The organism is Streptomyces hebeiensis, assembly GCF_052983195.1.
The window spans coordinates 6,666,597-6,678,891 of sequence record NZ_CM129812.1 but is presented as its reverse complement, the minus strand read 5'-3'; the positions used below and the strand labels follow the sequence as shown (position 1 = coordinate 6,678,891).

General features: G+C 75.2%; 10 protein-coding genes and 2 pseudogenes. 6 read left to right on the top strand and 6 right to left on the bottom strand.

The annotated features are described in order from the left end of the window. Positions 1 to 153: 153 nt before the first annotated feature. Complete coding sequence (locus ACU6P3_RS28635) at positions 154 to 558, bottom strand: hypothetical protein (RefSeq protein ID WP_447194750.1); 405 nt, start codon at positions 556 to 558, stop codon at positions 154 to 156. A 360-nt stretch (positions 559 to 918) separates the two neighbouring features. Between ACU6P3_RS28635 and ACU6P3_RS28630 the strand changes: the two genes are divergently transcribed. Both ACU6P3_RS28630 and ACU6P3_RS28625 read left to right on the top strand, forming a co-directional pair. Then, positions 919 to 1,710, top strand: coding sequence for an MBL fold metallo-hydrolase (locus ACU6P3_RS28630; protein WP_447194749.1), 792 nt, complete (start codon positions 919 to 921; stop codon positions 1,708 to 1,710). A gap of 29 nt (positions 1,711 to 1,739) precedes the next feature. Beyond that, positions 1,740 to 2,345, top strand: a pseudogene (locus ACU6P3_RS28625) (DedA family protein); the annotation flags it as partial. A 179-nt stretch (positions 2,346 to 2,524) separates the two neighbouring features. Here ACU6P3_RS28625 and ACU6P3_RS28620 read toward each other — a convergent pair. Next, a complete protein-coding gene (locus ACU6P3_RS28620) occupies positions 2,525 to 3,745 on the bottom strand; it encodes an aminotransferase class I/II-fold pyridoxal phosphate-dependent enzyme (RefSeq protein WP_447198105.1) in 1,221 nt (406 codons plus the stop codon). A gap of 256 nt (positions 3,746 to 4,001) precedes the next feature. On the opposite strand from ACU6P3_RS28620, the gene ACU6P3_RS28615 reads away from it, so the two are divergent. The 3 genes from ACU6P3_RS28615 to ACU6P3_RS28605 all read left to right on the top strand — a co-directional run bounded on the left by ACU6P3_RS28615 (position 4,002) and on the right by ACU6P3_RS28605 (position 6,963). Further along, entirely contained in the window at positions 4,002 to 5,525 is a 1,524-nt protein-coding gene (locus ACU6P3_RS28615; RefSeq protein WP_447194748.1) for a bifunctional phosphatase PAP2/diacylglycerol kinase family protein, read from the top strand. 116 nt (positions 5,526 to 5,641) lie between these two features. After that, the gene (locus ACU6P3_RS28610; RefSeq protein WP_447194747.1) at positions 5,642 to 6,451 is read left to right on the top strand and encodes a methyltransferase domain-containing protein; all 810 of its coding nucleotides are present in this window, start codon (positions 5,642 to 5,644) and stop codon (positions 6,449 to 6,451) included. A 155-nt stretch (positions 6,452 to 6,606) separates the two neighbouring features. After that, positions 6,607 to 6,963: a VOC family protein gene (locus ACU6P3_RS28605; protein WP_447198104.1), complete on the top strand. Its 357-nt coding sequence runs from the start codon at positions 6,607 to 6,609 to the stop codon at positions 6,961 to 6,963. A 74-nt stretch (positions 6,964 to 7,037) separates the two neighbouring features. Here ACU6P3_RS28605 and ACU6P3_RS28600 read toward each other — a convergent pair. Then, positions 7,038 to 7,609, bottom strand: a pseudogene (locus ACU6P3_RS28600) (arginase family protein); the annotation flags it as partial. Positions 7,610 to 7,700: 91 nt separating this feature from the next. Between ACU6P3_RS28600 and ACU6P3_RS28595 the strand changes: the two are divergent. Further along, positions 7,701 to 8,036, top strand: a complete 336-nt coding sequence (locus ACU6P3_RS28595) for a DUF6204 family protein (protein ID WP_447194746.1) — start codon at positions 7,701 to 7,703, stop codon at positions 8,034 to 8,036. 156 nt (positions 8,037 to 8,192) lie between these two features. Here the strand turns inward: ACU6P3_RS28595 and ACU6P3_RS28590 are convergent, their stop codons facing one another. From ACU6P3_RS28590 to ACU6P3_RS28580, 3 genes are all read right to left on the bottom strand, one after another. Further along, a complete protein-coding gene (locus ACU6P3_RS28590; protein WP_447194745.1) occupies positions 8,193 to 8,780 on the bottom strand; it encodes a GNAT family N-acetyltransferase in 588 nt (195 codons plus the stop codon). 371 nt (positions 8,781 to 9,151) lie between these two features. Next, the gene (locus ACU6P3_RS28585) at positions 9,152 to 10,087 is read right to left on the bottom strand and encodes a S66 peptidase family protein (RefSeq protein ID WP_447198103.1); all 936 of its coding nucleotides are present in this window, start codon (positions 10,085 to 10,087) and stop codon (positions 9,152 to 9,154) included. A gap of 5 nt (positions 10,088 to 10,092) precedes the next feature. Then, a complete protein-coding gene (locus ACU6P3_RS28580) occupies positions 10,093 to 12,252 on the bottom strand; it encodes a S9 family peptidase (protein WP_447194744.1) in 2,160 nt (719 codons plus the stop codon). Between the last annotated feature and the right edge of the window lie 43 nt (positions 12,253 to 12,295).

Below are 12,295 nucleotides of genomic sequence, written 5' to 3'. Positions count from 1 at the left end.
CTCGCACAGGGCCCTCCGTACCCGGCGGGGCCGGGGGCGGCGAGCGGGGCGGAGGGGCGCCGGAGACGGGACGGCCCGGAGGCGGAAGGGACGGGGAGGCCGGGTTCCCGAGGTCCTGGCCAGGCCCCGGCCGGGCGGGCCGGGGCCTGGCGCTCACCGCTTCGCGTACCCCGCCGTCGGCATCGACAGCCTCCGGTGCACGCCCGCCTTCATCTCCGCGTCGTAGTACGGCTCGTCCATCCCGGCCGTCTCCAGCCCCACGCCTCGCCGTTCGCACTCGGCGGCGAAGTCCGCGACCGACGTCAGGGCCCGGTCCAGTACCTGTTCGTTCGCGGCGACGAAGAGGTCCACGAGCCCCGCGTCGACGTCCACCCACAGCCCGCGGTGGTCCGGCCGCATGCGGTAGACCAGCAGTTGCCGGGTGACGACGAAGCCCTTGTCCGCCGCCCAGCGCGCGCACATCGCGTGCTGCCCGTGCGTGTCCACCAGGAACGGGGCACTGTCCAGTTCCTCGAGTGGAGTCAAGCTGGCGATCGCGGCCACCCGTATCTCGCCCATGCGTCGTCCCCCCACATCCGTCTTCCCCCGACGCCGTCCTGTCATGGCCTGTCCGCAGACCCTACTCGGCGGGCCGTCCCCGAGGCAGGCGCGCACCCGGCGGCCGATGGCGCGTGACAGGCGCACCCGCTCCACCACGCGCCCCGTCGGCCGTACGCTGAGTGCGGACCCGCCGCCGCGGCCGGTGGTGCGGCAGATGGTCCGACAGGTGTACGAGGGCGAGTCCGAGGCAGACGCACCAAGCGCGGCGCGCCCGACTCATTCACGCGTGAGTGAGTCACGCGTGAATGAGGCGTAGTGCGGCGTGAGTGAGGATACGAGCACGGGACCGCGGACGGGCTACGGAACTGGGGTCGGACTTTGGGAACGGTCATCACCTGGTGGGGTCACGCCACCTGCACGGTCGAGGACTCCGGCGTACGCGTCCTCACGGACCCGCTGTTCGCGCGCCGGCTCGCGCATCTGCGCCGTCGGTGCGGTCGGGTGCCCCCGCCGGAGGCGGGGGCAGCGGACGCCGTGCTCGTCTCGCACCTGCACTCCGACCATCTGCACCTGGGGTCGCTGGCCCGGCTCGCGCCCGGCACCCGGCTCGTCGTGCCGCGCGGCGCCGGGGCGTCCGTCCCGGGACTCCGCCGGCTGGGCGGGCGCGGGAACCCGGCCGGGCTGCGGATCACCGAGGTCGGACCGGGTGACGAGGTGGACCTGGGGCCGGTGCGCGTACGGGCCGTACCCGCCCGGCACGACGGACGGCGGCTGCCGGTGGGGCCGCAGCGCTCCCCGGCGCTCGGCTATGTGATCGACGGCGAGATCCGTACGTACTTCGCCGGCGACACCGGCCTCTTCGACACCATGGCGGACGTCGTCGGTCCCGTCGACGTGGCGCTGCTGCCGGTCGGCGGCTGGGGACCGTATCTGGGGCCCGGCCACCTGGACGCCGGACGGGCGGCCGAGGCACTGGCACGACTGGCGCCGGGCGCGGCGGTGCCGGTGCACTACGGCACGTACTGGCCGATCGGAATGGACGGCGTCCGGCCGCACGAGTTCTACGCGCCGGGCGACGAGTTCGCACGGAAGGCGGCACGGCTGGCGCCCAAGGTGGCCGTCCATCCGCTGCGGCACGGCGAGAGCGTACGACCGGAGGCCCGGCGGTGATCGACGGCCTGCCGGACCACCTCTCCCGCCTGGCCGAGGCCGTGCGGCTGCCCTCCGAGTCGACGCAGGCCGCGGGCTATCCGTCGCTGTTCCTGCTGGTGGTGCTGGGCGCGTTGGTGCCGGTGGTGCCGACGGGCGCGGTGGTCAGTTCGGCGGCGGTGGTCGCCTTCCACCAGACCAATCCGTTCCCCATGCTCCTGGTCTTCGCCGTGGCGTCGGTGGCGGCGTTCTCGGGCGATGTGGCGCTGTACTGGCTGGGGCGGCGGGGATTCCGTTCGAAGAACGGCTCGCGCTGGCTGGACGCGATACGTGGCAGCGCCCCGCCGGACCGCCTGGAGCAGGCCCAGGGCAAGCTGCGCGAGCACGGGGTGATGGTGCTGGTGCTGTCCCGGCTGGTGCCGGCGGGCCGGATACCGGTGATGCTGGCGTGCCTGCTGGCCGAATGGCCGCTGCGCCGGTTCGCGCGGGGCAACGCGCCGGCGTGCCTGGCCTGGGCGGCGACGTACCAGCTCATCGGGGTGCTCGGCGGCTCGCTCTTCCACGAGGCGTGGGAGGGGGTGCTGGCGGCGGTTGCGCTGACACTGCTGCTCAGCGCGGTCCCGGCGCTGTGGAGCCGGCTGCGCCGGCCGGCCCAGGACGGCCCCGGGCGCGGGGCCGAGAGCGGGAGTGGGAACGGGAGCGGGGCCCGGAAGGGGCCGGCCGACCGGAACGCCCGGCCCGACCCGCCGGCCCCCGGCGCACCGGACAGCCCGGCCGCGCCGGGCCGGTAGGCCGAGCCGGGAGGGTCGGTCCCTCCGTCCCCCGACCGCTCGGATCAGCTCAGCTCGTCGAAAACGTCCGCGAGCCGTCCCAGCGCCCCCGCGACATGCGGCAGTTCCACGGGGTCCGCGGCCGCCAGGGACTCCAGGCACTCCTCGGCCGTGGAGCCCAGCAGCGGTCCCGTCGACAGGCGTACGCGCAGTTCGTCCGGATCGTCCCCGAAGCGGTGGCCGCCCGGTACGAGGGTCCCCAGGCGGGTGGTCAGGTGGGACTCCAGCTCGACGGAGTCGGTGACGCCCAGGTCCGCCAGCCGCGCGCGCAGCGGGCCGAGGTCCGCGTAGAGGTGACGACCCGCCTGCGGGGGCCGGGCGACCGCGCCCGAGGCCAGTACCGCGTCGTGCGCGGCGGCGGACACCCGCGCGTGCAGGGCCGCCGCGGCGCGCAGCCTGGCAGTGACGGGTTCCGGTTCGTCCAGCGCGAGGGTCGCGGCCGGGGCCACGGGTCCCGCGACCAGGGAGCCGAGCGCGGCGAGGACATCGAGCGTCCGGGCCCGTGACGCGCTCCCCGCGGAGGCGGCCGGACAGCGCGCGACCGCCGCGGGCCAGCCGGCCGGGAGCAGCGCGCCCGCCAGGTCACAGACCACCGTCACGTCGCCGGGCCACATCTGGGCCGGGCCGAGCAGCACCGTCTCGTGCGGCCGGTGCACCGTGTCGCGCCAGGTCTCGTCGCTGATGATGTGCAGCCCCGCCCCCCATGCCGCCTCGCACACCTCGTGCACCAGCTCGGGCGGTGCCACCGTCCCGGTCGGATCGTCGGCCGGGCAGAGCAGCAGCACCCGGGGGGCGCCGCCCTCGGCCCGTACCCTGCGCACCGTCTCCAGCAGCGCAAACGGGTCCGGCACTCCGCCCGCGTCCACCGGGGCCGGCACGTGGTAGGCGGGCCGCCGCAGCAACTGGGCCTGCGCCGTCCACGAGGCCGGGCAGGGCCGGGGCATCAGCACGTCCCCGTCGTACGCGGCGAGCAGCGCGAACAGCAGCGGCTGCGCGCCCGGCGCGGCGATCACGTCGTCCACGCCGGTCTCCAGCCCGCGCCGCCCCCAGTAACCGCGGGCCGCCTCGCGCAGGACCGCACCGCCGCCGGGCGGTTCCGGTCCGGCGCGCCGGGCCCCGGCCGCGCACGCGTCCACCAGCTCGGGCAACGGGGGCAGCCCCGGCTCGGGAACCGGCGGGCCGAACCGCACAGTGGCCGGGTCCTCCGGCGACGCCGCCTGCCGCATACCGCCGCTCACCGCCTTCCGCGGGTCTCCGGTCCGCCGGACCGGCCGTCCGCCGGTCCTCGGCCGGGGGAGCCGCAGATCGACGAGGCCCCTGTCAGGCAGGTTACGTACCTTTGCCGCACCGTGCGCCCCAGGACCCCGGGCACCCGAGGCACCCGAGGCACCCGAGGCACCCGAGGCACCCGAGGGATGCGTACCCGCACACGGTTGCCGTACCGCCCGCTTGCCCCCGCCCCCCGCGGGGTACCCGCGTTCCATGTCGGAGACCTCCTTGACCTCAGCCCTCCCCGGCCACGGCCCGGCGACCCCGGGCACCCGCACCCGGGTCGCCGCCCTCCTCGAATCCTGGGACCGGCGAGTGTTCCGCTCCGTCGCCACCCGGCACTGGCCGGGGGCGGATCTCGTGCTGCCCCGGTTGAGCCGCAGCGCCAACCACGGACTGCTCTGGTTCGGCGCGGCGGCCGGGATGGCGGCGCTGGGCGGGAGTGCCCGCGCGCGCCGGGCGGCGCTGCGGGGCGTGGTGTCCCTGGGGCTGGCCTCGGCCGCCATCAACACCGTGGGCAAGCGCGCGGTGCGCAGGCAGCGGCCGGTGCTGGACGCCGTTCCGGTGATACGGCAGCTGAAGCGTCAGCCGTTCACGACCTCCTTCCCGTCCGGGCACTCGGCCTCGGCCGCGGCCTTCGCGACGGGCGTGGCACTGGAGTCGAAGGGGTGGGGCGCCCTGGTCGCACCGGTCGCCGCCGCCGTGGCGCTCTCCCGCGTCTACACGGGCGTGCACTATCCCGGCGATGTGCTGGCGGGCGCGGCTCTGGGCGTGGGCGCGGCGTACGCGGTACGGGGGCTGGTCCCGACCCGCTCGCAACTTCCCGCGCCGGGCCGGCCGTTCGCGACGGCCCCGGAACTGCCCGGCGGCCGGGGCCTGGTCGTGGTCGCCAACCGCGCCTCCGGTTCGGCCGACACCGCCACGCTGCTGCGCGACGCGCTTCCGTACGCGGAGGTCGTCGAGTGCGAACCGGACGAGGTGAACGCCGAGCTGGAGAAGGCCGCCGACCGCTGCCGGGCGCTGGGGGTGCTCGGCGGGGACGGCACGATCAACCGGGCCGCCGGCGTCGCCGTACGGTACGGGCTGCCGCTGGCCGTCTTCCCCGGCGGCACGTTCAACCACTTCGCCTACGACCTCGGCATCGAGAGCGTCCGGGACACGGTGCGCGCGCTGGACGCGGGCGAAGCCGTACGCGTGGACCTGGGACGCTTCACCCCCGGTCCGGACGGCGCGGCGCACGGCCACTTCGTCAACACCTTCAGCCTGGGCGTGTATCCGGAACTGGTGCGGGTGCGGGAGCGCTGGGCACCGCGGATCGGCGGCTGGCCGGCCGGGCTCCTCGCGGCGGGGAAGGTGCTGCGCGGCGAGCACCAGCTGGATGCCACGTTCGAGGGGCGGCGCCGGAAGCTGTGGCTGCTGTTCGCGGGCAACTGCCTCTACCAGCAGGTGGGCCCCACACCGGGCCACCGGCACGACCTCGCGGACGGTCTGCTGGACGTACGCATCGTGCACGGCGGCCGGCTGCCGGGGATGCGGCTGCTGGCCGCCGCGCTCGCCGGCCCGCTGAGCCGCTCCCCGGTGCACGCGGCGGAGCGGATGCGCCGGCTGCGGATCAGGGACATCGAGCCGGGCACGCCGCTGGCGTTCGACGGCGAACTGGCCGAGGCCCCGACCGAGTTGACCGTGGACAAGGATCTCGAAGCACTGACGGTCTACCGGCCGCGAACGCTGCTGTAGGGCAGCGGGCCCGTCGCGGGGAGCGAACACCATTGACCATATAGCGAGACGCAGCATCTCAATATTCGGCATGACCCGTACAGTGGACCCACCACTCGACGAGAGGGAGTCCGGCCGTGCCGAAGGAGACCGCCGTCTACACGCATGGGCACCACGAGGCGGTGCTGCGCTCGCACCGCTGGCGCACCGCCGCCAACTCCGCGGCGTACCTGCTCCCCGAACTGCGACCGGGCCAGGACGTGCTGGACGTGGGCTGCGGGCCCGGCACCATCACCGCCGACCTGGCGGCGCTCGTCGCGCCGGGCACGGTGACGGCGGTGGACGCGGCCGGGGGCGTCCTGGACCGGGCACGGGAGGCCGCCACGACGGCGGGTGTGACCAACGTCCGCTTCCAGATCGCGGACGTCCACGATCTGGACTTCCCCGACGACTCCTTCGACGTCGTCCACGCGCACCAGGTCCTCCAGCACGTCGGCGACCCCGTACGCGCGCTGAGCGAGATGCGCCGCGTGTGCCGGCCGGGCGGAGTCGTGGCGGCGCGCGACGCGGACTACGGCGCCTTCGCCTGGTTCCCGCACCTACCGGCGCTGGACGAGTGGCTGGAGCTGTACCGCAGGGTGGCGCGCGCGAACGGGGGCGAGCCGGACGCGGGACGACGGCTGCTGTCCTGGGCGCGACGGGCCGGTTTCACCGAGGTCGCCGCGACCGCCGCAACCTGGTGCTTCGCACGCCCCGACGAAGTCGCCTGGTGGAGCGGCCTGTGGGCGGACCGCACGCTCGCGTCGAGCTACGCGGACGCGGCCGTCCGCGACGGCCATACGTCCCGGGAGCGGCCGGCCGCGATCGCGGACGCGTGGCGCGAGTGGGGCGGCGCCGCCGACGCCTGGTTCATGACCCCGCACGGCGAGGTCCTCTGCCGCGCGTGAGGGGCGCCGTACGAGGAGCGCCGCGGCCGCGGGCGCGCGTGTACGCGCCGGACACCGACGGGGGCGCGGCCGACCGGGCCTCCGGCGGCCCTCGGGGAACGTCCGGCACCCACCGGCTGCCCCGCGCGGCTGCCCGGCCAACTAACCTGACGCGTATGGAAATCCTGGGAACCACGCTGCGCATCTGCGTCGACGACCTGGAGACCTCGGTGTCGTTCTACGAACGCCTCACCGGAACCTCCGCCCTCCGCTTCGAGCGCGGTGGGGTCTCGGTCGCCGCCGTGGGCTGCTTCCTCCTGATGAGCGGCCCCGCTTCGGAGATTGACGTCCTGCGCAAGGTGACGGCGACCATCGCCGTCAAGGACGTCGACGAAGCCCTGACGGCCCTCACGGAGGTCGGTGGCCAGGTCCTCGCGGGCCCCGTGCCCACGCCGGCGGGGCGCAATCTGATCGCCCTGCACCCCGATGGTTCGATCTTCGAGTACGTCGACCGCAACGCCGCCGCCCAGTAGTCCGTCGGTGCCGCACGTCGGCCGGGCGGCCGGGTCGTACGGTCCGGTCGGCCGGCGGCGGCCGTGCGGCCGGTGGGAATTCTCAGCTCCGCCAGCTCCGCGAGGTCCTCGTCGCCGTCCCTGATCCCGAAGAGCCGGACGTCCTCGTCGCGCAGGTACGGCCGCAGCCCCTCCAGGTCGGTCAGGTCCCGCCTGCCGCGCCCCGTGGCGAGGGCCAGTTCCTCGCCGCCCGCCGCGCCGACCCGGTCGGAGTTGCCGTGGTGCCGGAAGTCTGCGGAGGCGTCGACGGCCGCCAGGCCGTACCGCCCGAGGCGGCGCAGCGCGAGCGACGCGCCGAGCTGGATGGAGCAGTCACCGCCGAGTACGAGCGGGAAGTCCCCGGCCCTCACATGGCGTTCGATCCGGTCCGCCAGCCGGGGCGTGTACGCGGCGATGGCGGCCGCGTTGAAGACGCCGTCCCCTTCCCGCCAGTCGCCGCGGTCGTAGCGGGGCGGGACCACGACCCCGCCCTCGAACGCCCGGAGCCGCTCGAGGAGCCGCTGCTCGCGCAGCGCGCCGGCGAGCTTGTAGCAGCCCGGCACGGTACCGGGGCCGGCGGGCGGAGGCCCAGGTTGGAGGGCGCGTCGATCACCACGATATTCCGCATGCGCGTCATCCTCTCCCCCGTACTCTCGGTCCTCAACGCGGTTGTGGGAAAACGCACAGCGGCACAGTCCGACGGTAAGGCGGTAGGCGGGATGAGCATTCAGCACACGTACCGGGTCATCGTGCGCGGAACGTGGCAAGGTCTGACGGGCGACGTCCGGGAACGGCTGCTCGCGGACGTGGACCGGCACGGGCCGGCGCAGATGCGGTTCACCCCGGAGGGCTCGCTCACGTACGACCCCACGCTGAAGCACTTCAGTTTCCGCTACGTCGTGGTCTCGGACGCGGCGGACGGCGAGGAGATGGCCGGCGCTCTCGCCGAGGAACAGGCGGAGACGGCGCTGAAGGCCCTGGGCACCGGCCATGGCGAACTGCGTTCCTCGGTCACGGACATGGACACGATGAAGATCAACCGAAAGGGCCGCTGAGACGACGGCCCGGCCGAACCCGGCTCTGTCCCGGCCCGCGATCGGTCGGCAGGTCGCGCCCCGGCGGTCGACCGGCCGGTCGGAGGGCCGGTCGGCTGCCGACGCCGGTACGGGCGGCGGGTCCCGCCGGGGAAACGTTCCCCCGCCGGGGCCGGCTCAGCCGGTGGCGGCCGTCGGCATCTCCGCCGTGATGGCCCAGCGTTCGTGGTCACGCCACGCGCCGTCGACGAAGAGGAAGTCCGGCGAGAAGCCCTCCCGCCGGAAGCCGGCACGGCGGACGAGCGCGAGGGACGCGGTGTTGCCCGGCTGGATGTTGGCCTCCAGCCGGTGCAGTCCGAGCGGGCCGAACGCCTGGCGCAGCACCAGCCCGAGCCCCTCCCCCATCAGCCCCCGGCCCGCCGCGTGCGCAAACGCGCCATAGCCGAGCGCCCCGCAGCGGAACCCGCCCCGGACAATGTTGTTGATGTTGATGAACCCCGCGATCCGGCCGTCCGCGCGGTCCCGGACGAGGAAGCCCGCCGCGGTCGGGTCCTCGATGAGGCGGCCCGCGTACGCGGCGTACGCCTCCGCCGTCTCCGGCGGGAACAGCCAGGGGCGGTGCAGTGCGCGGCCGGCCCTGGCGTGCGCGGTGAACTCCGCCGCGTCCTGCGGCCGGTAGGCGGTCAGGAACGTACGGGCGCCTTCGGCGAGCGGGACCGGAGGGGAACCGGGGCCGACGTCCGGGAGGCCGGGAAGTTCGGGCATCGGGCCAGCTTAGACGCGCCGACGCCGGTCCGGACGCGGACACACGCCCGGGCGGGCGCGCCGGTGAACACGCCGCCCGCGAGAAAGCGTCCACCGACTGCCGCCCGGACCGGTCCCGTCGGCAGCCGCGCGCCGCAACGCCGGAGCCACAGCTTCCGCTCCCCCGCGGCCCCGGCCGGCCGGTCCCGGGAAACGCACCCGGCGCGGTGCGCGGCCGGGAGCGGACCGCCGCGTGTGGCCCGCCCGGGCAGCAGTCGCCCGCGGGGCGGCAGCGCGCGGGCGCCGAGGGCCGGCAGCCCGCCGACGAGGAAGGTGCCCGTACACCGGCGAGCGGCCACTCCGGCCGACGACGGCCGCGAGGAGCGGGGTCGTCAGGTCAGGGCGGGCTCGTCCAGGGTGAGTGTGGCGCTCGCCGCGTCCAGCGTTCCCGGGACGCCCAGCGGCATCGTCAGCGCCGTCGGTCCGTGGCCGAAGCCCAGCTCTTCGACGATCGGCACGCCCAGCCCGCCGAGCCGGTCCAGCAGCACCGTTCTGACCTCCTCGTACGGTCCGCACTCCGCCCAGGAGCCGAGCGCGATCCCGGCCACCCCCGACAGCCAGCCGGAGCGCAGCAGCTGGGTGAGGATCCGGTCGAGGCGGTACGGCTCCTCCCCCACGTCCTCGATCAGCAGCAGCCCGCCGCCGGCCGACGCGCGGGCGTACGGTGTGCCGAGGTCGGCGGCGAGCAGGCTGACGCACCCGCCGAGCGTGACGCCCCTGGCCCGGCCGGGGAGCAGGCCACGGGCCGTGGGCAGGCCCAGGGTCCGGACCGACTCGGGCTCGAACAGCGTGGCGCGCAGGCTGTCCTGGGTCGCGGCGTCCTTGAGGAAGGTGACGGTCGCGGTCATCGGCCCGTGCAGGGTGGCCAGTCCCATCCGTACGGCGAACGCCTCGTGCAGCGCGGTGATGTCGCTGTAGCCGACGAAGACCTTGGGGCCGGCGGCCCGCATCGCGTCCCAGTCCAGGAGGTCGACCAGGCGCTGGGCGCCGTAACCTCCCCGGGCGCACAGGACGGCCGAGACGGACGGATCGCACCACGCCTCCTGGAGGTCGAGCGCCCGGTCCTCGTCCCGCCCGGCGAGGTGGCCGAGCCGGGGGTGGGTGTCCAGGACGTGCGGGGCGACCACGGGGTCGAGATCCCAGCCGCGCAGAATGTCCAGGCCGGTGGCGAGCCGGTCGGCGGGGACCGGTCCGCTGGGGGCCACGACGGCGACCTTGGCCCCCGGCCGCAGCCGCGGGGCCCGGACCAGGGGCCGTGGCCGGGTCAGGTCGGTCACCGTCGGCCTTTCGTCAGTTCCAGCCGGGGGACATCGGTGCGTTCGATGCCGAACGTCTGTGCGTACAGGGACAGTTCGGCCTCCAGGGCGCGGACCATCGTGTCCGCCCGGCGGAAGCCGTGTCCCTCCCCCTCGAAGGCGATGTACGCGTGCGGCACGTCGCCTTCGGCCGTCCGGGCCAGGAACCGCTCGCACTGCGCGGGCGGGCAGATCACGTCGTCCAGGCCCTGCAACAGCAGGAAGGGCGCCGTGATGTCGTCGGCGTGGTACAGCGGCGAGCGGTCGTGGTACCGCTCGGGCACCTCGGCGAGCGGCCCGACCAGCGACTCCAGGTACCGGGATTCAAAGTCGTGCGTCTCGTCGGTGGCCCAGCCCAGCAGGTCGAGAATGGGGAAGATGATCGTGCCGCAGGCGTAGACGTCGGTGGTGGTGAGGGACGCCGCCGCCGTCCAGCCGCCCGCGCTGCCGCCGCGCACGGCGAGCCGGGCCGGGTCCGCGGTGCCCTCGGCCGCCAGGGCCCGCGCGACGGCCGCGCAGTCCTCGACGTCCACGACGCCCCACTGGCCGCGCAGCCGGTTGCGGTAGGCACGCCCGTAGCCGGTGGAGCCGCCGTAGTTGACCTCGGCGACACCGATGCCCCGCGAGGTGAAGTAGGCGATCTCCAGATCGAGGACGAGCGGGGCGTGGCCGGTGGGACCGCCGTGCGCCCACACCACGTAGGGCGGCAGCTCGCCTTCCGGTGCGCGGTGGCCGGGGTGGTGCGGGGGGTGGATGTGGGCGTGGATCTCGCGGCCGTCCGGTCCGTCGAACGTACGGCTGTGGGGCTCGGAGTAGTACGCGGGATCCACCGCGTCCCGGTGCGCCGAGCCGATCACCCGGACCCGGCCCGTGCGGGCAGCCGTTTCGGCGTCGGCTTCCGCGTCGGTTCCGGTGCCGACGCCGGTGGCGGTGGCGGTCCCGGCGTCGGTGCCGGTGGCGGTCGCCGCGTCGAACTCCACCACCTCGTACCCGCTGCGCGGGCTCGCCGCCACCCCGATGACCCTGTCGCCGCGCACGGCGAGGGTGGCGGCCCATTCGGTCCACGGCCCCTCGGCGTCCACCAGTTCGCCGGTGGCGGGGTCGAGCACGCCGAGCGCGGTGGTGCCCTTGCCGTGGATGACGGCGATCAGCCCGTTCGCCAGCGGCTGGAACCACTGGAGGCCGATCTTCCACAGCGGCCCGCCGAACTCCTCGCTCCGGCCGGGGCGGAGGGCGGTGCCGCGGACGACTCCGGGAGCCAGGTCGTCGAGACGGACGCGCTGAACCTCCCACCAGCCGCTGAGGTCCGAGACGAAGAGGAGCGATCCGTCGGGTGCCCACTCGACCTGGGCGACCGATTCGTCGGTGTCCCCGACGACCGGCCTGACGTCCGTGAACGGCGCACTGCGCGGCCCGCTCGCGCCGCCCGCGCGGGCCGGTTCCTCGGTACCCGGCCCGCCGGCCCGGTCCGGCACCTCACCGAGCATCACCACCGTGCCGTCCCACGGCATCCGCGGGTGATCCCAGGCGATCCAGGCGACGTGCCGTCCGTCGGGCGAGAGCCGGGGCCCCGTGACGAAGCGGTGCCGGTCGTCGGACAGTTCCGTCACCGCCGTACGGTCCTCGGCGGCCGAACCGTCCAGCGGTACGGCCGCGATCACCCGCCGGACGTCCGTCGGCCCCTCACCGGTGAACTCCTCCAGCACGCACCAGACCTCGCCCCGGTCCAGGTGGATCCGGGGGTCGGCCCAGCGCAGTCCGCCGCCGGTCGAGGAGAGGGGCGTGAGCGGCCGGGGCGGAGCCGTTCCGTCCGGCTCGTACACGTACAGCCGCTGGTCGGCGAAGTCCACGAAGACGAGGAGCGGCCCGCCCGCGGCCCGCTCGGCGCCCGCCCAGGGCGTGCCGCCGTACTCGATCACCCGGCTGCGGACGTTCCACGGCGGCGGCAGCACCGACTCCTCGTGGCCGTCGGCCCGCAGCCGGACGAGCGCGCGCCGCCCCGCCTCGGCGGGCCGCGGCGCCGTCCACCACACTTCCTCACCGACCGTCCCGACGTACTCGGGCCGGCCGTCGCGCGACGCGGCGAGCGTGGCGTCGATCGGTGACGGCCACGTGCCGTATCCCCCCGTGGTCAGCATGGCGACGCTCCTCAATCCTCGATCGGCCGACGGGCGGACGCGA

What these genes read in the sequence shown, in the direction of transcription:
- ACU6P3_RS28590 (WP_447194745.1), bottom strand. Translation starts at nt 8,780, where the DNA reads ATGCCCGAACTTCCCGGCCTCCCGGACGTCGGCCCCGGTTCCCCTCCG.
- ACU6P3_RS28580 (WP_447194744.1), bottom strand. Translation starts at nt 12,252, where the DNA reads ATGCTGACCACGGGGGGATACGGCACGTGGCCGTCACCGATCGACGCC.
- ACU6P3_RS28635 (WP_447194750.1), bottom strand. Translation starts at nt 558, where the DNA reads ATGGGCGAGATACGGGTGGCCGCGATCGCCAGCTTGACTCCACTCGAG.
- ACU6P3_RS28615 (WP_447194748.1), top strand. Translation starts at nt 4,002, where the DNA reads ATGTCGGAGACCTCCTTGACCTCAGCCCTCCCCGGCCACGGCCCGGCG.
- ACU6P3_RS28620 (WP_447198105.1), bottom strand. Translation starts at nt 3,745, where the DNA reads ATGCGGCAGGCGGCGTCGCCGGAGGACCCGGCCACTGTGCGGTTCGGC.
- ACU6P3_RS28595 (WP_447194746.1), top strand. Translation starts at nt 7,701, where the DNA reads ATGAGCATTCAGCACACGTACCGGGTCATCGTGCGCGGAACGTGGCAA.
- ACU6P3_RS28605 (WP_447198104.1), top strand. Translation starts at nt 6,607, where the DNA reads ATGGAAATCCTGGGAACCACGCTGCGCATCTGCGTCGACGACCTGGAG.